Genomic DNA, 20,025 nt, shown 5'->3' with positions numbered 1-20,025 from the left:
ATGTGGAGATGACGATGGCGGCTGCGAGGGACCTGAAGGCGAGCGAAATGGCCGGAGCCGGAGCTGCCGATGCCGTCGAGTTGGCCAGGCGCCATCTCGTCCAGCCTTGGCCGTATGCCGGTTCGGTCGGCGCGGAAGCGCGCGCGCTGATCGGCGAAGGCGACGGCATCTACATCACCGACGGCACCGGCAAGCGGTTGATCGACGGGCCGGCCGGCATGTGGTGCGTCAATGTCGGCCATCGGCGCGAGGAGCTCGCCAGGGTGATGTACGACCAGGCGATGGCACTGTCCTACAATACGCCCTGGTACACGATGAACGCGCCGTCGGCGGAACTTGCCGGTCGCATAGCAGGTCATGCGCCTGGCGATCTCAGCCACGTCTTCTACACCACAGGCGGCTCCTCGGCGGTGGAGACGGCGCTGCGCTTCATGCAGTTCTACAACAATGTGCGGGGCCGGCCGGAGAAGAAGCTGATCCTGTCGCGCGGCGGCGCCTATCACGGCTCGACCTATCTGTCGGCCTCGCTCAATGGCCGCCCGCGTGACCGCGACTGGATGGACGGCGCCGACGAGCTGGTGATCAAGCTGTCCTCGCCCGATCCGTTCCGTCGTCCGCAGGGCATGAGCATGGCTGATTTCACCGACTTCCTCGTCGACCAGTTCCGCGACACCGTCGCGCGAGTCGGTGCTGACCGGATCGGCGCTTTCGTCGGCGAGCCGGTGCAGGCCTCCGGCGGCGTTATCGTGCCGCCGGACGGCTACCTCAAGCGCATCCGCGAGATCTGCCGCGACAACGACATCCTCTATGTCTCCGACGAGGTGGTGACGGGCTTTGGACGGCTGGGCCATGTCTTCGCCTCCGGCGATGTGTTCGGCATCGATCCCGACATGATCACCTTCGCCAAGGGTGTGACGTCAGGCTATTTCCCGCTCGGCGGCGTCATCATATCGGAACGGCTGCTGGAGGAACTGCGCCGGTCGAACCATCCCGACGCGATGTTCGGCCATGGCCTGACCTACACCTCCCATCCGGTCGGCTGCGCAGTGGCGCTCAGGAATCTCGACCTTCTGGAGCAGGGCGTACTTGCCCACACGCAAGCGGTCGCGCCCTACTTCCAGGCGCAGATGAAGACGCTGGAAGAATTGCCGTTGGTCGGCGAGGTGCGCGGGCTGGGATTGATGGGCTGCGTCGAATGTGTCGCCGACCGCGAAAGCAAGGACCCGCTGCAGCTCGACAAGGATGTCGGCAAACGCATCGACGCGCATTGCCACGAGCTCGGCCTGCTGGTGCGGCCGCTGATCAACATGTGCGTGATGTCGCCGCCGCTGGTCATCACGCGCGAGCAGATCGACGACATGGTCGGCATTTTGCGCGAGGGCATTTCGCGCACGATGGATGATCTCAGGAAAGAAGGGGTGTGGCGGGGATGACGTTCTTTCTTCGCCCCGCATAGGACGGGGAGAGGAGCGCTCTCACCGATGGTTTCGCCAGTTATCGGCGTCGCCTATCCACGCGACCGCAGCGCGTCGTTCAAGTTCCACATGTCGTTCTCCTCCGGCGCCGTTTCGAGCCCAAGCACGGGGATCTGCCTGCGCAGATGGTCGTGGTGGGTGCGCACTCCGTATTCTAGGTCGGAGAGGTAAAAACCCTCGAAGGCTTCCGACAGCATGGATTCGTTCGACCACACCGAAAGCTGGACATCCTCCGACATGGTGTCGCGGTCGATGCGGAAGGAGAGATAGCGGGCCGCAGCCTGCTCGCGGCTTTCGTCGCGATAGCGGTAAATGGCGCCGCGCAGCAGGGTCTCACCCGTCGACAGCGGGAACTCCTGATAGAACTGCACCGATTCCGGCATCACCGAGAGGACGGCATTGGGGAAGATGCCATAATAGACCCAGGCCTTCTTCAGATAGTCCGGCAGATGCGCCGGCTCCGGCGCGATCTTGACGTAGTTCCTTACGCTCCAGCGACGGCCGGCATGCGGGTTGTAGCTGGCGAAGGAGCGCGACACGCCGTTGACGAAGGGTTCGTCGAAATAGGTCGCGCCATAGAGGTCCTGCAGAGCCGGGTGCGCCATGGCGACGTGATAGCCCTCATTGTCGACGTCGCGCACCGACTTCCAGTTGACCGGAGTTTTCTGGGTCCAGATGCCCCAGGAAGGCACCATGTCGGCGGCCTTGTAGTGCGAGAATTCGGGCTCGATCGGCTTCATCAGCTCGGCGACGGAGGGCTGCGGGCCGCCAGCGCGGAAGCGAATGAAGATAAAGCCCATCCAGACCTCCAGATCGAGCGGCATCAGGCCGAACTCGGTCTTGTCGAGATCGGGAAAGGAACGCGGGCGGGCAGCGCCGCGCAACGTGCCATCGAGATTGTAGACCCAGCCGTGGAATGGGCACACAAGCGCGTTCTTGCAGTTGCCCTGGCTGTCGGCGACGACACGGCTGCCGCGATGGCGGCACATATTGTTGAAACCGCGCACGACGCCGTCTTTGCCGCGCACGATCAGAGCGCGTTCGCCGACGACGTCCATGGCCAGGTAGTCGCCTGCGTCAGGGATGTCGCTGACATGTCCGGCGATTTGCCAATGGTTGCGGAAAACGTGCTCCTTCTCGAGTTCGAGGAGGGCATCGGAATGGTAGCTCCAGCCAGGCAGTCCCCGCCGGTCCCAATCGTTGGGAATGGCCACGTCACGGAGATGCGGGTTCATAAAACGTCTCTTCTTTTTATTGAATATCCGTTCAATATAATCATATTTTTCATTGAAATGCAATGGCTTGTGGAGACAAGCATATTTTCGAAAGAAAATTGGCGCGCCGATTTCAATCCAATCCGATGCGACGGCTGGCCCCGAAAACCCCGGAGAATCCGGGCGTTAGCCCGGGTTTCAAAGCTTGGTTCCGGCAGGGTTTCGAAGCAAATCCTGCCACGGCGGAAGCCGAGGCAAAAGGCGTCGCCGCGCGTCTTGCCCGCTTGCCGATCCGCCGAGCCGAGATCGGCAAGCGGGCGCGTGATGCCCAGTTGGTGGGGTCTGCCGCGGGTGCCGTTTCAAGGCGGTTACAATATCAGATTCACGCCAGCTTTCCGCTGATACAGAGCGCGACTAAGTTCGTTTTATCAAAAAAAGAAAGTCAACGAAGGGGATGATGATGCATGCGAAAGTTCAGATTGCCAGCAATGACCGCCGGTCCCAGGCTCCGGAGCGCGTTGGCCGCCGCCCGAAGCTGGCGTTGCGCCAGCGCGCCAGCGACCACCCCATGGCGATGTTCATGGCGCTGGCTGCTTGCGCCTTCGCCGGCATGGCGTTCGCGCCGACGGTCGGCCCGGCCTTTGCTTCGCTCAATCCACCGGCCAACGTCGTCGGCGGCGCAATGACCACCACCAGAACCGCACGCCTGCCGATGCCGATGGTCGATTTTGCCTGCAGGGTCAGGCCTGGGGCGCCGAGAGCGTCGACTGCCTGCGGGCCATAGCCGAGCAGTCCGGAGCCCACAAAGCCCGTGCGGTCCGGATGATCGCCAATGCCGCGCCGCTGACCAATACGCCGAATATTTTCTGAGTTCGACTGAAACATGGTTCCGAAGCGGCTCCGCTTTGGAACGTGCCGCGGCGCTCCCCGAGCGCGTCCAGCGCTCCCTTCGGCTCCCGCCGCATGTCGGCCGGGGGCTTTTTTTACCGGTTGGTGCGGTCTATCCCTTCGAAACCACCTGGTCGGCAATGGCGGACAGGACGCTGCGCACATCCAGCGTGCTGAACGGTTTCTCCAGGATCTGCGGACGCTGCAGTAGCGGCAGCGCCTCGATTTCGGCCTTGGCGCCGATCAGGTCGCCAGTGACCAGCACGAAACGCCGCGCCAGTTCCGGTCTTTCGGCAAGCAACTCTCGATAGATGGTCATGCCGCTTGTTCCAGGCATGCGCAGGTCCGAAAAGACGATGTCGGGCGGCATGTGGCCAGCCAATATGGCTGTGGCCGTGTCCCAGAGGGGCGCGATCCGTGACTTGATGCCCATCAGTTCGAGTATGTCGGAGAGCGAACCGGCGACGTCGGGCTCGTCATCGATGATCAAGGCGTGGCGCAGCCCGCTCGATCGCGGCTGGCTCTCGCCGGCGATGGCGACGCCGGCTACAATGGCCGGCAGCTGGACGACGAAACGGGCGCCACTTGGCAGCACTTCCTCGAACCAGACATTGCCATTGTGCCGCTCGATGATCGATTTCGAGATCGACAGGCCGATGCCGGTTCCGACGCCGACCGGCTTGGTGGTGAAATAGGATTCGAAGATGCGGGACCGGATCGCTTCCGGTACGCCAGGCCCATTGTCCTCGACCGAGAAACCAGGATCGCCGCGCTCGCTGCGGAAGGTCCGCACCTTGATCAGCCGGTCGCCGCCTATGCCTGCCAGCGCATGCTGGCTGTTGATGAGGAAATTGGCGGCCACCTGGGTGACGTGATCGGCGTCGGCCATGGCCAGCAACGGGCCAGGCGCGAAATCGGTGTCGATGATGATGCCGCTCGAGCGCGCGCCGTAGGCGGTCACCTCGAGCGCCGCGCGGATCACCTGGTTAAGGTCCGTCTCGGCCCGCTCGGTCGGATGCAGCCGGACCATCGACAGGAAGCTCTTGACGATACGGCCGCAGCGCTCGGCGGCGGCGCGAACTTTCTCGGCGCGAACCTTGGTCTGCGGATCGGAGGCGAATTCGTGCAGCAGCGTCGACTGGGCGACAACCACGGCCAGCGGGTTGTTGAGTTCATGCGAGACACCCGCAAGCAGCGAACCCATCGCCGCCATCTTCTCGTTCTGGTGCAGCTTCTCGCGCTGGCGGTTGATCTCCTCCTCGGCGCGCAGCTTGTCGCGCAGGTCGCGGATGGAGCCGAAGATCAGGCGGCGGTCGGCGACTCGCATCTCGGTCGCCGTCAGTTCGATGGGGAAAATCTCGCCGGCGGCGTTCTGGGTCACCGTCTCGAGCCGCTGTCCGACCATTGGCGCGCCGCGGCCGGACATGTATTCGGCCCCCGACGCATAGCCCTTGCGGTAATAGATCGGCACGATGGTGTCGAGCAGGTCCTTGCCGAGGATATCGCTGCGCAGGAAGCCGAACATCTTCTCGGCGGCCGGATTGAATTCGACAATCGAGCCGGTCTCGTCGATGACGAGGATGGCATCGAGCGAGGCTTGCAGCATGGTGCGGCGGATGACCTCGCTGGCGTGGGCGTCGGAGGGCGAGCGTTCGATCGCGTCGCCGATGGCCAGCGCGATGATGTGCAGCGTCGCTTCTTCCTCGTCGGTCCATTCGCGCTCCTCGATGCAGTCATTGACCGCCAGCGTCCCCCATAGGTGGCCATGCGCGAACACGGACACCGACAGGAACGACTTAATGCTCTGTTTTTCGAAATCGGCTCTCAGGAAGCCGTCCAGGTCGCGCGTATGGCCGGCGAAAATCTTGCCCTGCCGTTCATCCTCCTGCAGCCGTTCCAGCAGCGGATCGGCGTTGATGATCGACTGCACGATCACAGTCGGGGAGGCCAACTCGCCACCGAGCACGGGATCGATCCAGTAGGCGGCCACCGACTGGGCAAATCCCTGGCCGGGCAGTTCGCGCAGGCGGAACAGGATGCCGCGCTGGCAGTCCATTGCGTGGCAAAGCGTTTCCAGTATGGCTTCCATCTCGCGCTGCCAGTCGCCGGCCTCGCGCAGCCGCCGCACCACGCGCACGGCCGCCATCGCCGCGCCTTGCCGGCCGTCTTGCATGTCCGTGCCTGCTGCTTCAGCGGTCATTTTCAGCCATTGTTGCGGTGCCAAGCGGATTTCATGCGCCGCGTCTCAAATCCTTGTTTTTATGCCTTGTCCCAAAACCAAGAGCGTTTTTGGGCGACAAGTATTGCGACGGATCCGTCCACAGACCAGCACAGGCGCGGGAGCAATCCCCCGCGCCCACTTAGTGGCCGTCGCCGGCCGGCAGCGAGAAGATATAGCCTTCGCCGCGCACCGTGCGCAGGAATTTCGGGCTGGCCGGATCCGTTTCTATCTTCTTGCGCAGGCGCATGATGCGAATGTCGACCGCGCGCGAGGATTCCGGATCTTCGGTGAGGCCGATCGCTTCGGAAATGGCAGCACGTGTCAGCAGCCGGTTGGCGCGGGTCAGGAAAACCTCCAGCACGTCGAACTCGCTCTTGGCCATGTCGATCACCGCGCCGTTGGCGCCGGTGACCAGCCTGCCGTCGAGATCAGCCTGGAAGGAGCCGAAAGCGACGGAGCGGCGGGGATCGCTCGCCTTTTGGCCGTGCATCGGCGCGTGCTGCGGAACCCGGCGCAGCACGCTGCGGACCCTGGCCAGCACCTCGCGCAGCTCGTAGGGTTTGACGATGTAGTCGTCGGCGCCGAGCTCAAGTCCGACGATGCGATCAAGCGCGGTGCCGGCGGCGGTGGCATAGATGATGCCGATCGGCAGTCTCGAGCGCAACCAGCGGCCGAGCGATAGCCCATCCTCACCCGGCATGGCGATGTCGAGGATGGCGAGGTGGAATGATTGCGTTTCGACCAGGCTGCGCGCGGCGGCCGCGGTTTCGGCGGTCGCCACGTCATAGCCGGCGGCGCCGAGATATTCGGCGACCGCCTCTCTTAGATCGGGCTCATCCTCGACAATTAAAATTCTTGCCCGCACGATGCGCTCGCTCCCACTTTCGGTGGAAAGTAGATTGGGTATAAACATGATGTCCAGCACTCATATCGGGTTGCCAGGAAATGGTTGGAAAACATGGTTGCACGCGCCGTTATCGGGCTTATCTGCGTCGCCGACGTGGTGGCGACCGAACTCGCCGATCACCTTGAGCGGCGAGGCCACGACGTGCGTCAGGCGCGCCAGCCCTGGGAAGCGGAATCCATGCTGGCGGGAAAGGGCGTCGACGTGGTCGTCGTCGGTGACAGCCTCAGCCAGGCGGAGGGACGTGATCTGCTCAGGCGTTATGGCAGCCAAGGCGGGGGCGGTGAAGGCGGACCGGATTTCATCCTGATCTGCCGGCCGTGCGACCTCGTCGACAAGGTGCTGGCGCTCGAGCTCGGTGCGGCCGACGTCATCGAAAGTCCGCTCAATGTCAGGGAACTCGCCGCCCGCGTCGGCGGCCTGCTGACGCGGCGGGGCAGGGCCGCCCAGGAACTGATCGTGTTGGAGAACGCGACAGTCGATTTGAGGTCGGCCATCGTCATGCACCGCTCGGGCACGGAGGAGCAGCTTTCGCCCGGCCAGGTGGCGCTGCTTCGGCTGTTCCTGGCCAGTCCCCGCAAGGTGCTGACGCGCGACGACATAATCGCGGCGGCGCCGGCTGAGAATGTCGACGCTTTCGACCGCTCGATCGATTCGCGCATCGTGCGGCTGCGCCGCAAGCTCGATACGGAAGCCATCATCACCATACGCGGCGCCGGCTACCGTTTCGATCCGCCGGCGCAATTCGCCGATTGACGGCCGGGCGCTCACGCAGTTCCTCTGGTTGAGCATCGGATTTCCAAACCGGTTTTCACCTCGGGCCCGATTGCCCTGTGCTCAGCGCACCACCAGTAGCGATGGCCCCGGCGGCATGTCGCTGCCTGCCGTGAACTCGCCTGCTTGCGCGCGCTCTTTCAAGAGCACGGTGGCGAGCCCGGCAAAGCCGAGCAGGCCCTGTGCGTAGAGCAGTGCCGAAAGCACAGAGGCTGCAAGTTTCGTTTTCATTGCGTCAATCCCCAGTAATTCATGTTGCGGCGGCTTGTTTTCCGAAGACCAACGCCCGTCTTGGGTGGGCGCGTGACGCCTCGGCATACTTCAGGAACTCCCGAAGTGCCCGCGCCGTCTACGGAGCCCCCCGTCACGGCGCGGGCCTTCGGTCCTCTCAGCAGCAAGTTGCCGGAGGGGCCGCGCAATGCCAGCAGCCGAAGGCCAACCCGCCAGTGGGCCTTGAGCCGGACGATGCGCAGGCTGGAACAATCCAGACCGTGGCACAAAACAGGACGGTATGCAGGGTTGAGATCTCACTCGAACTTATCGCCGCGAGGCTGGCCATGGAACCGTCGGCAACCGTGCCGGCGCCGCTAATGGCTGCTGCTGCGATGCTGATCCCGAGAAACCAGGACCGCATGTTCGTTTTCGTTCCCGTGGTCGTTGCCGTCTGCTTTCGTTACGTCAACTCTGCCGGCGGCCTGTATCCGCTTCATGCCGCCGAAAATGCGCTTTGTTGCAGATTCTGTTTCGAAATAGGGCTCCAACCTTTCAATTTTGACCAATCCGAACTTTCGTTTCGGGCTGGATACCTATGTGCCTACTCCTGTCCAGGGTGACAGCGTCAATGTTCGCCATTTGGAAACTTTGGCCCGTTAACCAGAGGAAACATATTCGAAACACAAACGAGCATTTCACGAAATCTCTCCGAAACATGATGCAGGGATAAGCCGCTCATCGAATTTGGGGCCGGCCAGACCGGCAGAGAGAGGGACATCATGCATACTGCTATTTCCGCCAAGCTCATCAACATCACCGCCGCCGCTGCCCTGACGGGTGCGGCGCTTCTGTTCGGCGCCAGCACGGGTACCGCGCATGCCGCCAACAAGATCGTCGCGCGCGTCTCGCTTTCGCAACAGGTGATGGAAGTCTCGGTCGACGGCCGCCCGGCCTTCGCCTGGAAGGTTTCCACCGGCGACAGGGCGCATGTGACGCCGACCGGCTCGTTTAAGCCGACGCGCATGCATGAAATGTGGTATTCGAAGAAGTACGACAACGCGCCGATGCCGCATTCGGTGTTCTTCAGCGGCGGCTATGCGGTGCACGCCACCTATGCCATCAAGCGGCTTGGCCGGCCGGCCTCGCATGGTTGCGTGCGGCTGCATCCCGACAATGCCGCCGATTTCTACCAGCTCGTCGAAACCTTCGGGCCGGCCAACACCAGCATCGTCATCGTCAAGTAGCTGGCTGGCAACGGATCGGCACAGCAGCCATATCCGTTCAGGGCTCCCGCCGGAACATTTTCCCGCGGTAAATCGAGCACAGCCAAAGAAAGAGGCCGGGACGTTTCGGCCTCTTTTCTTTGTTAGTTTTTGTTAGTTCGGCAATGCCGTTTCCATCAGCTCGGCAATGCCGGCATCAATTTGGGATCCGGCTTCTCGGCCAGCTGGGGCAAGTCCTTGCTGGCAATGAAGGTATAGAACATGGGCACGACGAAGAGCGTGAACATGGTGCCTACCAGGATGCCGGTGAAAATGACCAGGCCCATCGAATAGCGGGCCGCGGCGCCGGCGCCGCTGGACGTGATCAGCGGCACCACGCCAAGCGCCATCGCCGCCGTCGTCATCAGGATAGGCCGCAGCCGCACCTTGGCCGAAGCGATGATGGCGTCGCGCCGCCGCATACCGTGGATCTCGCGCTGCTGGTTGGCGAACTCGACCAGCAGGATGCCGTGCTTGGTGATCAGGCCGATCAGCGTGATCAGTCCGACCTGCGTGTAGATGTTGAGTGTGCCGAGGCCCAGATTGAGCGGCACGATGGCGCCGAAGATCGACAGCGGCACCGCCATCATGATGATCAGCGGATCACGGAAGCTTTCGAACTGCGCCGCCAGCACCAGATAGATGACGATGACGGCCGCCCCGAAGGCGATCAGGATCGTGTTGCCCTGTTCCTTCTCCTGCCTGGACTGGCCCGAATAGTCGATGAAGAAGGTGTCGGGCAGGCTCTCCCTGGCTATGTCCTCGAGGACTTTCAATCCATCGCCCGTGGTGACGCCGGGCAGCGGCAGCGCCGAGATCGTCGACGAATTCAGCTGGTTGAACTGCTCGATCGCGGCCGGCGACGCATTGGTCGAGATCTTCACCACCGCCGACAGCGGCACCATCTCGCCCGTTACGCTGCGCACGAAGTACTCGCCGAGTTTTTCGGGATTGTCGCGGAATTCTTTCGGCACCTGCGGGATGATGTCGTAGCTGTTGGAGTCGCGGTCGAACTGCGCCACTTCGGCGCCGCCGACCAGCAGCGTCAGCGTCCGGCCGATATCGGCGATCGGCAGGTTCAGCGCCGCGGCGCGGTCGCGATCGATGGTCACCGTCACCTGCGGCGCGTCATAGGCCATCGAATTCTGCACGACGATGAAGCGGCCGGAGGCCTGTGCCTTGTTCTTGATCTTCTCGGCCACGTCGTACACTTCCGAGGAGTCGCCGGTCGATCGCACCACCAGGGCGATGGGCAGGCCGCCGCCGGAGCCCGGCAGCGTCGGTGGCGCAAAGACGAAGGCCTGGACGCCCGCCACCTTGGCGAGACGGGCTGTGATGTCGGCCTGCAGCTCCTTCGAGTTGCGCTTGCGCTCCGCCCAGTCCTTGAAGGCGAAACCGACGAACGCACTGTTCGTCGTGCCGCCGAACGCGACGGCCGAGAACTGCGCCCGCGTTTCGGGAATATCCTTCACCAGACCGAGCATCTGGTTGACGTAAGTCTCGGTGTAATCGGATGTCGCATAACGCGGCGCCGTTACAAGCGAGAGCAGGAAGCCCTGGTCTTCTTCTGGCGCCAGTTCGGTTGAGGTCTTGGTGAACATGAAGCCGGTCACCCCGACAAGCGCCAGCACGATGATCAGCGTCAGCGGGCGATAGTTGAGCGACCCGGTGACGGCCCGCTCATAGACGTGCTCGACCCGCGCGAAAGTGCCGTCGACAATGCGCTGGAAACGGCCTGGCGTGCCGGACTTCAGCAGGCGCGCCGACATCATTGGCGTGATGGTGATGGCGATCACGCCCGACAGCACCACCGAGCCGGCGAGCGTGACGGCGAATTCGCGGAACAGCGCGCCGGTCAGGCCGCCGGTGAAGGCCAATGGCGCGAACACCGCGGCCAGCGTCATGGTCATGGCGACGATGGCGGTGGCGATCTCGCGCATGCCGTTGAAGGCCGCCTGCATCGGCGACATGTGGTCTTCTTCCATGTGGCGGTGGATATTCTCCACCACCACGATGGCGTCGTCGACGACGAGGCCGATCGCCAGAACCATGGCGAGCAGGGACAGAAGGTTGATCGAATAGCCCACCGCGAACAACAGGAAGCAGACGCCGATCAGCGACAGCGGGATGGTGACGATGGGCATCATCACCGAACGGAAAGAGCCAAGGAACAGAAGGATGACGACGACGACGATGGCAACGGCCTCGCCGATGGTCTTGAACACTTCGTCGATCGAGGCGCTGATCTGCCCGGTCGCGTCGTAGACGATCTCGATCGTCATGCCCTTCGGCAACGTCTCCTGGATTTGAGGCACCAGCCTGGTGAGCGCCGCCGCCGTGGTCAGAGGATTGGCAGCCGGGGTCGGGAAGATGGCGAGGAAGGTGCCTGGCTTGCCGTTGAAGGAAACCCTGGTGTCGGTGTTCTCGGCGCCCAGTTCGACGCGGGCGACATCGCGCAGCCGCACCACATTGCCGTCGGTCGAGCGCAGCGGCAGCTCGGCGAAGGCTTCCGGCGTCTGCAGCGTCGAGCGCACGGTGATCGAGGAGACGACATATTCGTTCTCGGTGTTGCCGGGCGCCGACAGGAAGTTGGAGTTGTTGATCGCCGTCAGCACTTCCGATGCCGTCACGCCGCGCGCGGCGAGCCTGACCGGATCGATCCAGACGCGCATCGAGTATTCCTGGGCACCGAAGATCTGCACGTCGGCGACGCCTTCGACCGTCGACATGCGGGGCCTGATGACGCGCTCGATATACTCGGTCAGCTGCTCCTTGGTCATGTTCGGGTTCTGCATCGAGATGTACATCATCGCGAACTGCTGGCCCGTGCCCTTGACGATGACGGGATCCTTGGAGGCGTCCGGCAAGGTGCCGCGCACGCCCTGGACCTTGGACAGCACTTCGGTCAGCGCGACGTCCGGGTTGGAGCCGAGCTTCATCTGCACAGTCACGGTGCTGGAGGACGGTCGGCTCGACGACGTGACGTAATCGATGTTCTCGGTCGAGGCGACGGCGCGCGCGATCGGAGCGGAAATGAAGCCCTGGATCAGGTCGGCGCTGGCGCCCGGATAGGCCGTCGTGATGGTGATCGCGGTTTCGTCAACCTTCGGATACTGGCGGATCGACAGGCTGAATATGCCCTGGAAACCCAGGAGCAGGATCATGCATGCAAGGACCGTGGAGAGGACGGGCCGGCGAATGAAGAGATCGGAAACGCTCATTGCTGGTCGGCCTGCTTGTTCGCCGATTTGGTTGGGTCGATGGTGTTGTCGACGTTGACGGACATGCCGTTGAAGAGGCGATTCTGACCTGCCGTGACAACCTCATCGCCCGCCTTGAGGCCCTCGACGATCTCGACCATGCCCTCGTTGCGGCGGCCGGGCTTGACGAATACCTGCGACAGGACCAGGGCAGGCTGCTCGCCCCCCGTGGCCGGCTTGGCCTGATCGGCGGCGGCCTTGTCCGCTGGTTTTGCCGCATCGGCGGCAGGCTTCGCGGCTTCGGCCGGTTTGGCATCGGCCGCGGGCTTGGCGTCCGCCGGCTTGTCGGTCGCCGCCGCGGCGGGGTTTGTCTCCGGCTTGGTCGGCTGCGCCTCGGCGGGCTTTGCCGGGTGCACCACGAATATGTAGTCGCCATAGAGGCTGGTGGTCAGCGCCGTCTGCGGCAGCGCCAGCACATTCTGCTCCTCGGGCAGTTCGACACGCACTTGCACGAACTGGCCGGGGGTCAGCTTGCCTTCGGGATTGGCGACTTCCGCCCGGATGTTCACCAGCCGGCTGGACGGGTCGATCTTGGGATCGATACCGCGAATGGTCCCGGCAAAAGGCATGTCGCCGCCGCTGAGGCCCAGCCGAACCGTCTGCCCGATCTTGAGCAGCGGCAGTTGCTGTTCGGGAACCGTGAAGTCGACCCGCATCGTGTCGAGATCCTGCAGCGTCACCACGGCGGTGCCGGGCGCCAGATATTGGCCTAGATCGATCTTCGGGATGCCGACGGTTCCAGCAAAGGGCGCCGTCAGCTGCTTCTGGTCGAGCACTGCCTGAAGCCTGTTGACCTGGGATGCCGAGGCGGACGCGGCCGCACGTGCGGTGTCCAAGGTCGAGTCCGAGCCGACACCGCGCTTGGTCAGTTCGAGTGCACGGGTCAGCGATGTCTGATCGAGCGCCGCCTGCGCCTTCTGTGCCGCGAGATCGGCACGCTCTACGGCGTCGTCGAGCTGCAGCAGCACCGCATTGGCCGCCACTTTCTCGTTGGCATGGAAGGGGATCTCCTTGACGATGCCGGCGGTCTCAACCGTCAGGTCGACACCGCGCACGGCGCGGACCGTGCCGATCGCCTCGATGCCCGGCGTCCAGTTCGACGGCTTGACGATAGTTGTCGACACGGTTGCCGCTGGCGGCTTCATCGTGGCGAAATACTGCTTGATGCCGTTGTCACGCAGGAAATTGAACCCGACGATGCCGCCGACCACGATGACGAGCACGGCCAACACAACAATGATGATAACGAAACGGAGTATGCGCTTGAACAAGGAAGTCCCCTCAGTCGAAATCCGGCGCGAAGCGCGGATATCGGGACACATATCGACTGCGGGCCCCGATTTCAAATGACCGCGGTCTTACTGTACCGTCTGGACGGTCTTGTCAATTGGGCCTAAGCTTGCGATGGGAGGCGCCATGAAAGCCCAACGAACGAACTCGCGCGAGAGGATTCTCGCTGCGGCGGCGGACGTCGCACGGGAATCCGGCCCCGGTAGCCTGTCCCTGGATGCCGTCGCCAGCCGCGCCGGCGTATCGAAGGGCGGACTGCTCTACAATTTCCCGACCAAGGCCAAATTGATGCAGGGCCTGGTCGAAGGCTATCTGCGCGAGTTCGAGCAGGCGCTGGAGACCGCCAGCAGCAACGACAATGGCGCAAATCCGCTCGCCGTCTACATCAGGCTTTCGGCCAAGGATTGCGAGGACAAGCAGCCATCGGCGTCGTGGATATTTTCGGCGATCGCCGAGGATCCGGACTTCATGTCGCCCATAAAGACGTTCAAGCGACAACTCTTCCAACGACTGAAGAGCGAGACGCCGGATCTCAAATCGCTGCTGGTCTGCTATCTCGCCATCGAGGGCCTGCGCAGCATGAATCTGTTCGACGCGGATGTGCTTTCCCCAGACGAGCGGCAATTGCTGGTGTCGTCGCTGCTGGAAATCGCCGGATCGCCCGATGTCGGTCCTGCCCGGGCCAAGCGACCCTGACGGACCATCAGGGCCATTTGACCTATGGCCAGGGCGCCGCGGCCGAACTCGTCGCCATGGTGACCATCGGCATGGCCGACAGGCTCGGCCTGCCGGTGTCGACGACCCATGTGCTGTCGTCCGGCATCGCCGGAACCATGGCCGCCAATGGCTCGGGCCTGCAATGGTCGACGGTGCGCAACCTGCTGCTGGCCTGGGTGCTGACGCTGCCGTGCTCGATCACGCTGGCCTTCGTGCTGTTCATCATCTTTCACCAGGTGTTCTGAGCCGGGGCAGGCACTTTCAGAAAAAAAGGCAGGCCGGTCGCCGGCGCTGCTTTTTTCTTTGCGCGAGGCTCTGTCATTATCATGCTGCGACGCACAATTATATCGTCATCTTCCCTCCCACTTCTCGCGAGATCGCCATGGCTTCCCTGTCTTCGAAAAACGCCCTCGTCACCGGCTCGACCAGCGGCATCGGCCTGGCTATCGCCCGCGCCTTCGCCGCCGAAGGCGCCAATCTCACCATCAACGGCCTGGGCGACGCCACGACCATCGAGCAGGAGCGCGCCGGCATCGAGAAGGATTTCGGTGTCAAATGCCGCTACTCCGACGCCAACATGATGGACGGCGCGGCGGTCAGCGCCATGGTGCATGAGGCGGAAGAGGCGTTCGGCAGCCTCGACATCCTGGTCAACAACGCCGGCATCCAGCATGTCGCGCCGATCGAGGAATTCCCGGACGACAAATGGGAAGCGATCATCCGCATCAACCTCGTGTCGGCCTTCTACGCGATAAAAGCGGCGCTGCCTGGCATGAAGAGCCGCAAATGGGGCCGCATCATCAACACGGCTTCGGCGCATGCGCTCGTCGCCTCGCCGTTCAAATCCGCCTATGTCTCGGCCAAGCACGGCATATCAGGCCTGACCAAAACGGTGGCGCTGGAAGTCGCGCAGGACGGCATCACCGTCAACGCGATCGCGCCCGGCTATGTCTGGACGCCGCTGGTCGAGAAGCAGATTCCCGACACCATGAAGGCGCGCGGCATGACCGAGGAACAGGTCAAGCGCGATGTGCTTCTGGCCGCACAGCCGACAAAGGAATTCGTCGCCGTCGAGGACCTTGCCGCCCTGGCGCTGTTCCTGTGCTCGGATTCAGCCAGGCAGATCACCGGCACGACCTTGCCGATGGACGGCGGCTGGACGGCACAGTAAAGCCCAGGCGAGGCGTTCTGTTCCCGGCTGATGCCGCAGGCGCCGGCAAGCGGTTGCAAGAGGCACCGGACCGGTCGGTCCTCCTGTTTATGCACCACCCGCCGTTCGGCATCCACATGCCGGTGCTCGACGAGGTCACGCTAACCGACGCCGATGCCCTTCAAGAGCTATTCCAACGCCATGGCAGTGTCCGTCACATCTTCGCCGGACGTGTCCACCGGCTGATCGCCGGCAAATGGCGCGGCATTCCGGTCAGCACCATCATCCATTTCCACGATTTTCCGGTTGGCTAGCACTTAAGCAGGGGGCGCCCCTTCTCTCGCCATCAAGCGCGCTCACGGTTGAAGTTTTTCCGGGCCCGAATGCGTCGAACCGTCGCGAGCGTTTGGTTGTCGGATTTGCCGGTTTTCCCACCTTGCTCGTGATGCTGGAAAGGGTACAAAAGTGCTACGAATCTGGACATTAGTCTTGACAGAAATACAGATGTTCAATACCCGTCAGGTGATTGAATAGCAGCATTACGGGAGGAATGAGCGGTATGGCTTCCAATGTTTCGTTGACGGGCCTTGCCCGTGATCTCGAGGTGCGGGCCAAGTCGGGCAAGCCAATCCGCATCGGCTTGATCGGTTCGGGCGAGATGGGAACCGACATCGTCACCCGCGTCGCCCATATGTCCGGCATCGAGATCGGCGCCATTTCCGAGCTGAACCTGCCCGCCGCCAGCAAGGCCGTGGATATCGCCTTCCAGGAAACCGGGCATGCGCGCGAAGTGTCGAACGCCTCGGCGATGACGGCCGCCATGGAGGCCGGCAAGGTGGCGGTCACCAACGACGCCAGCCTGGTCATCAACAATGACCTGATCGACGTCGTCATCGACGCCACCGGCGTTCCCGCCGTCGGCGCCGAGATCGGCTTGCGCGCCATGGAGCACGGCAAGCACCTGGTGATGATGAATGTCGAGGCCGACGTCACCATCGGCGCCTATCTCAAGAGCGAGGCCGACCGGCTCGGCGTCACCTATTCGCTGGGCGCCGGCGACGAGCCGTCTTCCTGCATGGAGCTTATCGAATTCGTCTCGGCGATGGGCCATCCGATCGTCGCCGCCGGCAAGGGCAAGAACAATCCGCTCAACATCGACGCCACGCCGCCCGACTATGAAGAGGAAGCCAAGCGCCGGCACATGAATGTGCGTATGCTGGTCGAGTTCGTCGACGGCTCCAAGACCATGGTCGAGATGGCGGCGATCGCCAACGCCACCGGGCTGGTGCCCGACAAGGCCGGCATGCATGGTCCGGCGGCGACGCTCGGCGAATTGTCCAAGGTGCTGGTGCCGCAGAAGGACGGCGGCGTGCTGTCGAAGGTCGGCGTCGTCGACTATTCGATCGGCAAGGGTGTCGCGCCCGGCGTGTTCGTCGTCGCCGACATGTCGCATCCGCGCATTTCGGAGCGCATGGAAGATTTGAAGATGGGCAAGGGCCCGTACTTCACCTTCCATCGGCCCTACCATCTGACCTCGCTCGAAGTGCCCCTGACCTGCGCCCGCGTCGTGCTCTACGGCAAGGCCGACATGGTGCCGCTGGCAAAGCCGGTGGCCGAAGTCGCAGCCGTGGCCAAGAAGGACATGAAGCCGGGCGAGAAGCTCGATGCGATCGGCGAATATTGCTACCGCGCCTGGATCATGACGGCGCCGGAAGCACATGCCGCCAGGGCCATTCCCTGCGGTCTGCTGCAAGGCGGTTCGGTGACGGCGCCGATCAAGAAGGGCGAGCTCATCACCTACGCCAATGCCGCCCCGGCTCCCGGCTCCAAGATCGCCGAACTGCGCGCGCGCCAGGACAAGCTCGTCTACGGAACCGTGGAGGTGTGATCATGGCCGCAGCCAGCAAAGCCGTCGCGGACAGCCGCGCCAACCTGCCCTTCGTCTATCGCCAGTACAGCGCCGAGCAGCTCAGACAGGTGCTCTACAAGATGTACCTCATCCGCCGCTTCGAAGAGGGCGCGGAGGAGAGCTACACGCGCGGCCTCATCCACGGCACCATGCATCTGTCGATCGGGCAGGAAGCCAGCGCCATGGGCATCTGCATGCCGCTCGGCGAGGATGACCAGATCACCTCGACGCATCGCGGCCACGGCCACTGCATCGCCAAGGGCGCCGAGGTCAAGCGCATGTTCGCCGAGTTCTTCGGCAAGACCACCGGCTACTGCAAGGGACGCGGCGGCTCGATGCACATCGCCGACGTGGCCAAGGGCAATCTGGGCGCCAATGGTATCGTCGGCGGCGGCATTCCGATCGCCGTCGGGGCGGCGCTCTCCTCCAAGATGATGAAGACCGGCAAGGTCGTGGTCTCCTTCTTCGGCGACGGCGCCAACAATGAGGGCGCTTTCCACGAGGCGCTGAACATGGCGGCGATCTGGAAGCTGCCGGTGATTTTCGTGTGCGAGAACAATGGCTACGGCATGTCGACGTCGACGGCCCGCTCGACCGCGGTCAAGAACATCGCCGAGCGCGCCGCCGCCTATTCGATGCCCGGCGTCATCGTCAACGGCAACATTTTTTCGGAGGTCGCCGAGGCGTCCTACAAGGCCGTCGAGCGCGCACGCGCGGGCGAGGGGCCGACGCTGATCGAGTCCAAGACCTACCGCCATCGCGGCCATTCCAAGAGCGACCGCAACCGCTATCGCACCAAGGAGGAGATCGAGGACTGGATGTCGAACCGCGATCCGATCACCCTGTTCGAAAGCGAGCTGCGCGACTTCGGGTTCATTGACGACAAGGGCATCGAGGCGATCCGCGAAGCGGTGGCCAAGGAAATCGCCGACGGCATCGAGTTCGCCAAGGCGAGCCCGTCGCCTGATGTCAGCGAGACCGGAAATTACGTGTATACGGAGCAGGCGTGATGGACGCGATGGTGCGTGAACTGAGCTACGCCCAGGCGATCCAGGAAGCCATGGCGATCGCCATGGACATGGACGAACGCGTCTTCCTGATGGGCGAGGACATCGGCGTCTATGGCGGCGCCTTCCAGGTGACCGGCGATCTGGTCGAGCGCTACGGCGCGGACCGGGTGATGGATACGCCGATCTCGGAACTGGGCGGCGCGGGTGTCGCGGTGGGTGCGGCCCTCACCGGGATGCGGCCGATCTTCGAGTTCCAGTTCTCCGACTTTGCCACGCTCGCCATGGAGCAGATCGTCAACCAGGCGGCCAAGATGCGCTTCATGCTGGGCGGTGAGGTTTCCGTTCCCGTGGTGATGCGCTTTCCCGCCGGTTCCGGCACCGGTGCCGCCGCGCAGCACAGCCAGAGCCTGGAGGCCTGGCTCGGCCATGTGCCGGGCCTAAAGGTCATCCAGCCGGCGACGCCGCACGATGCCAAGGGCATGCTTTTGGCTGCCGTCGCCGATCCCGATCCGGTGATGATCTTCGAGCACAAGCTGCTCTACAAGATGAAGGGCCCGGTTCCGGAAGGCTACTACACGGTGCCGATCGGCAAGGCCGATATCCGCCGCGAAGGGCGCGATCTCACCATCGTCGCCACCTCGATCATGGTGCAGAAGGCGCTCGACGCCGCGGCCGCGCTGGAAGCGGAAGGCATCGACGTCGAAGTCGTCGACCTCAGGACGATCCGGCCGATGGACAAGCAGACCGTCATCGACAGCGTCAAGAAGACGTCGCGGCTGATGTGCGTCTACGAAGCGGTCAAGACGCTGGGCATCGGCGCCGAGGTCAGCGCCATGATCGCCGAGAGCGAGGCGTTCGACTATCTCGACGCGCCGATCGTGCGGCTGGGCGGCGCGGAGACGCCGATCCCGTACAATCCGGAGCTGGAGAAGGCGACGGTGCCGCAGGTTCCCGGCATCATCACCGCCGCCCGCGACCTCGTGAGAGGGGTTCGCTGAGACATGCCGACCGAAGTCATTCTTCCCAAGGTCGACATGGACATGGCGACCGGACAGATCTCGCGCTGGTTCGCCGAGGAAGGCGCCCGGGTCAAGAAGGGCGACGTGCTGTTCGAGATCGAGACCGACAAGGCGGCGATGGAAATCGACGCGCCGGCCAGCGGCATCCTGCGCGATGTCTCCGGCAAGGAAGGCGTCGATATCCCCGTCGGCGCACCGGTCGCGTGGATCTATGCCGAGGGCGAGACTTATGCGCCAATCTCCCCCATCGAGGGGGAGATGTCGGCGAAGCCGACAGAGGGGGTTGCCTCAAAAGGCACCGCCATCGCGCTGAGCCCGGTCGAACCGACCCCACCCGACCGGCCTTTGGCCGGCCACCCTCCCCTCGAGGGGGAGGGGAAAACCCGCGCTACACCCTTGGCGCGTCGATTGGCTCGTGAAGCAGGACTGAATCTCTCCGGCATACCAGGCACAGGCCCACATGGCCGCGTCGTGAAGGCGGATATCGATGCGGTACTCTCATCCCCCCTCGAGGGGGAGGTGTCCGCGAAGCGGACGGAGGGGGTCGTCTCAGGAGGCACCGCTTTTGCGCCGAGCCCCGTCGAAGCAACCCCACCCGACCGGCCTGCGGCCGGCCACCCTCTCTTCAAGGGGGAGGGGGACGTGCTGCGCCTGTTCGAGGAAGGCTCCTACGATCTCGTCCCGCACGACAATATGCGCAAGACCATCGCGCGGCGGCT

General features: G+C 63.5%; 17 protein-coding genes and 2 pseudogenes. 13 read left to right on the top strand and 6 right to left on the bottom strand.

Annotated features, from left to right (window positions below; all coding sequences use genetic code 11):
- Positions 1 to 14 precede the first annotated feature (14 nt).
- Positions 15 to 1,433, top strand: a complete 1,419-nt coding sequence (locus tag FJ426_RS30125) for an aminotransferase (protein ID WP_140558454.1) — start codon at positions 15 to 17, stop codon at positions 1,431 to 1,433.
- Between the two features lie 74 nt (positions 1,434 to 1,507).
- On the opposite strand, the gene FJ426_RS30120 is transcribed toward FJ426_RS30125, so the two are convergent.
- A complete protein-coding gene (locus tag FJ426_RS30120; protein ID WP_140558455.1) occupies positions 1,508 to 2,710 on the bottom strand; it encodes an aromatic ring-hydroxylating dioxygenase subunit alpha in 1,203 nt (400 codons plus the stop codon).
- Between the two features lie 62 nt (positions 2,711 to 2,772).
- Between FJ426_RS30120 and FJ426_RS30115 the strand changes: the two genes are divergently transcribed.
- Entirely contained in the window at positions 2,773 to 3,147 is a 375-nt protein-coding gene (locus FJ426_RS30115) for a hypothetical protein (protein ID WP_140558457.1), read from the top strand.
- A gap of 2 nt (positions 3,148 to 3,149) precedes the next feature.
- Positions 3,150 to 3,559, top strand: a pseudogene (locus FJ426_RS31945) (hypothetical protein).
- A 130-nt stretch (positions 3,560 to 3,689) separates the two neighbouring features.
- Here the strand turns inward: FJ426_RS31945 and FJ426_RS30105 are convergent.
- Positions 3,690 to 5,777, bottom strand: coding sequence for a sensor histidine kinase (locus FJ426_RS30105; RefSeq protein ID WP_181172799.1), 2,088 nt, complete (start codon positions 5,775 to 5,777; stop codon positions 3,690 to 3,692).
- 160 nt (positions 5,778 to 5,937) lie between these two features.
- Positions 5,938 to 6,711, bottom strand: coding sequence for a response regulator transcription factor (locus FJ426_RS30100; RefSeq protein ID WP_181167426.1), 774 nt, complete (start codon positions 6,709 to 6,711; stop codon positions 5,938 to 5,940).
- A gap of 45 nt (positions 6,712 to 6,756) precedes the next feature.
- Between FJ426_RS30100 and FJ426_RS30095 the strand changes: the two genes are divergently transcribed.
- A complete protein-coding gene (locus FJ426_RS30095; protein WP_140561601.1) occupies positions 6,757 to 7,458 on the top strand; it encodes a response regulator transcription factor in 702 nt (233 codons plus the stop codon).
- An 81-nt stretch (positions 7,459 to 7,539) separates the two neighbouring features.
- On the opposite strand, the gene FJ426_RS30090 is transcribed toward FJ426_RS30095, so the two are convergent.
- Positions 7,540 to 7,707 carry a hypothetical protein gene (locus tag FJ426_RS30090; RefSeq protein ID WP_140561603.1) on the bottom strand — a complete coding sequence of 56 codons (168 nt, stop codon included), beginning with the start codon at positions 7,705 to 7,707 and terminating at the stop codon, positions 7,540 to 7,542.
- 761 nt (positions 7,708 to 8,468) lie between these two features.
- On the opposite strand from FJ426_RS30090, the gene FJ426_RS30080 reads away from it, so the two are divergent.
- The gene (locus FJ426_RS30080) at positions 8,469 to 8,933 is read left to right on the top strand and encodes a L,D-transpeptidase (RefSeq protein ID WP_140561605.1); all 465 of its coding nucleotides are present in this window, start codon (positions 8,469 to 8,471) and stop codon (positions 8,931 to 8,933) included.
- Between the two features lie 155 nt (positions 8,934 to 9,088).
- Here FJ426_RS30080 and FJ426_RS30075 read toward each other — a convergent pair whose 3' ends face one another.
- Positions 9,089 to 12,172, bottom strand: a complete 3,084-nt coding sequence (locus FJ426_RS30075; RefSeq protein ID WP_140517912.1) for an efflux RND transporter permease subunit — start codon at positions 12,170 to 12,172, stop codon at positions 9,089 to 9,091.
- Positions 12,169 to 13,482, bottom strand: coding sequence for an efflux RND transporter periplasmic adaptor subunit (locus tag FJ426_RS30070; RefSeq protein WP_140500621.1), 1,314 nt, complete (start codon positions 13,480 to 13,482; stop codon positions 12,169 to 12,171). The genes FJ426_RS30075 and FJ426_RS30070 overlap by 4 nt, the downstream gene beginning before the upstream one ends.
- A 145-nt stretch (positions 13,483 to 13,627) precedes the next feature.
- On the opposite strand from FJ426_RS30070, the gene FJ426_RS30065 reads away from it, so the two are divergent.
- From FJ426_RS30065 to FJ426_RS30030, 8 genes and pseudogenes are all read left to right on the top strand, one after another.
- Positions 13,628 to 14,197 (top strand): TetR/AcrR family transcriptional regulator, encoded by a 570-nt coding sequence (locus FJ426_RS30065; protein WP_140517913.1) that lies wholly within the window; start codon positions 13,628 to 13,630, stop codon positions 14,195 to 14,197.
- A 14-nt stretch (positions 14,198 to 14,211) separates the two neighbouring features.
- A pseudogene (locus FJ426_RS30060) lies at positions 14,212 to 14,463 on the top strand (inorganic phosphate transporter); the annotation flags it as partial.
- Positions 14,464 to 14,600: 137 nt separating this feature from the next.
- Positions 14,601 to 15,389, top strand: a complete 789-nt coding sequence (locus tag FJ426_RS30055; protein WP_140561607.1) for a 3-hydroxybutyrate dehydrogenase — start codon at positions 14,601 to 14,603, stop codon at positions 15,387 to 15,389.
- 116 nt (positions 15,390 to 15,505) lie between these two features.
- Positions 15,506 to 15,682, top strand: coding sequence for a hypothetical protein (locus FJ426_RS30050; RefSeq protein WP_224619737.1), 177 nt, complete (start codon positions 15,506 to 15,508; stop codon positions 15,680 to 15,682).
- Between the two features lie 245 nt (positions 15,683 to 15,927).
- The gene (locus FJ426_RS30045; RefSeq protein WP_140525493.1) at positions 15,928 to 17,256 is read left to right on the top strand and encodes an NAD(P)H-dependent oxidoreductase; all 1,329 of its coding nucleotides are present in this window, start codon (positions 15,928 to 15,930) and stop codon (positions 17,254 to 17,256) included.
- A gap of 2 nt (positions 17,257 to 17,258) precedes the next feature.
- Positions 17,259 to 18,287, top strand: coding sequence for a thiamine pyrophosphate-dependent dehydrogenase E1 component subunit alpha (locus FJ426_RS30040; protein ID WP_140500625.1), 1,029 nt, complete (start codon positions 17,259 to 17,261; stop codon positions 18,285 to 18,287).
- On the top strand, positions 18,287 to 19,285 hold the full coding sequence (locus FJ426_RS30035) for an alpha-ketoacid dehydrogenase subunit beta (protein ID WP_140558466.1): 999 nt from the start codon (positions 18,287 to 18,289) through the stop codon (positions 19,283 to 19,285). The genes FJ426_RS30040 and FJ426_RS30035 overlap by 1 nt, the downstream gene beginning before the upstream one ends.
- Positions 19,286 to 19,288: 3 nt before the next feature.
- Positions 19,289 to 20,025, top strand: a 737-nt coding sequence (locus FJ426_RS30030) for an E3 binding domain-containing protein (protein WP_140825683.1), incomplete at its 3' end; no start/stop codon positions are given.

This window comes from Mesorhizobium sp. B2-6-4, assembly GCF_006441495.1.
Lineage (GTDB): Bacteria > Pseudomonadota > Alphaproteobacteria > Rhizobiales > Rhizobiaceae > Mesorhizobium.
This window is presented reverse-complemented; position numbering and strand designations above follow the sequence as displayed.

What these genes read in the sequence shown, in the direction of transcription:
- FJ426_RS30125 (WP_140558454.1), top strand. Translation starts at nt 15, where the DNA reads ATGGCGGCTGCGAGGGACCTGAAGGCGAGCGAAATGGCCGGAGCCGGA.
- FJ426_RS30120 (WP_140558455.1), bottom strand. Translation starts at nt 2,710, where the DNA reads ATGAACCCGCATCTCCGTGACGTGGCCATTCCCAACGATTGGGACCGG.
- FJ426_RS30115 (WP_140558457.1), top strand. Translation starts at nt 2,773, where the DNA reads ATGGCTTGTGGAGACAAGCATATTTTCGAAAGAAAATTGGCGCGCCGA.
- FJ426_RS30105 (WP_181172799.1), bottom strand. Translation starts at nt 5,777, where the DNA reads ATGACCGCTGAAGCAGCAGGCACGGACATGCAAGACGGCCGGCAAGGC.
- FJ426_RS30100 (WP_181167426.1), bottom strand. Translation starts at nt 6,711, where the DNA reads ATGTTTATACCCAATCTACTTTCCACCGAAAGTGGGAGCGAGCGCATC.
- FJ426_RS30095 (WP_140561601.1), top strand. Translation starts at nt 6,757, where the DNA reads ATGGTTGCACGCGCCGTTATCGGGCTTATCTGCGTCGCCGACGTGGTG.
- FJ426_RS30090 (WP_140561603.1), bottom strand. Translation starts at nt 7,707, where the DNA reads ATGAAAACGAAACTTGCAGCCTCTGTGCTTTCGGCACTGCTCTACGCA.
- FJ426_RS30080 (WP_140561605.1), top strand. Translation starts at nt 8,469, where the DNA reads ATGCATACTGCTATTTCCGCCAAGCTCATCAACATCACCGCCGCCGCT.
- FJ426_RS30075 (WP_140517912.1), bottom strand. Translation starts at nt 12,172, where the DNA reads ATGAGCGTTTCCGATCTCTTCATTCGCCGGCCCGTCCTCTCCACGGTC.
- FJ426_RS30065 (WP_140517913.1), top strand. Translation starts at nt 13,628, where the DNA reads ATGAAAGCCCAACGAACGAACTCGCGCGAGAGGATTCTCGCTGCGGCG.
- FJ426_RS30055 (WP_140561607.1), top strand. Translation starts at nt 14,601, where the DNA reads ATGGCTTCCCTGTCTTCGAAAAACGCCCTCGTCACCGGCTCGACCAGC.
- FJ426_RS30050 (WP_224619737.1), top strand. Translation starts at nt 15,506, where the DNA reads ATGCCGGTGCTCGACGAGGTCACGCTAACCGACGCCGATGCCCTTCAA.
- FJ426_RS30045 (WP_140525493.1), top strand. Translation starts at nt 15,928, where the DNA reads ATGGCTTCCAATGTTTCGTTGACGGGCCTTGCCCGTGATCTCGAGGTG.
- FJ426_RS30040 (WP_140500625.1), top strand. Translation starts at nt 17,259, where the DNA reads ATGGCCGCAGCCAGCAAAGCCGTCGCGGACAGCCGCGCCAACCTGCCC.
- FJ426_RS30035 (WP_140558466.1), top strand. Translation starts at nt 18,287, where the DNA reads ATGGACGCGATGGTGCGTGAACTGAGCTACGCCCAGGCGATCCAGGAA.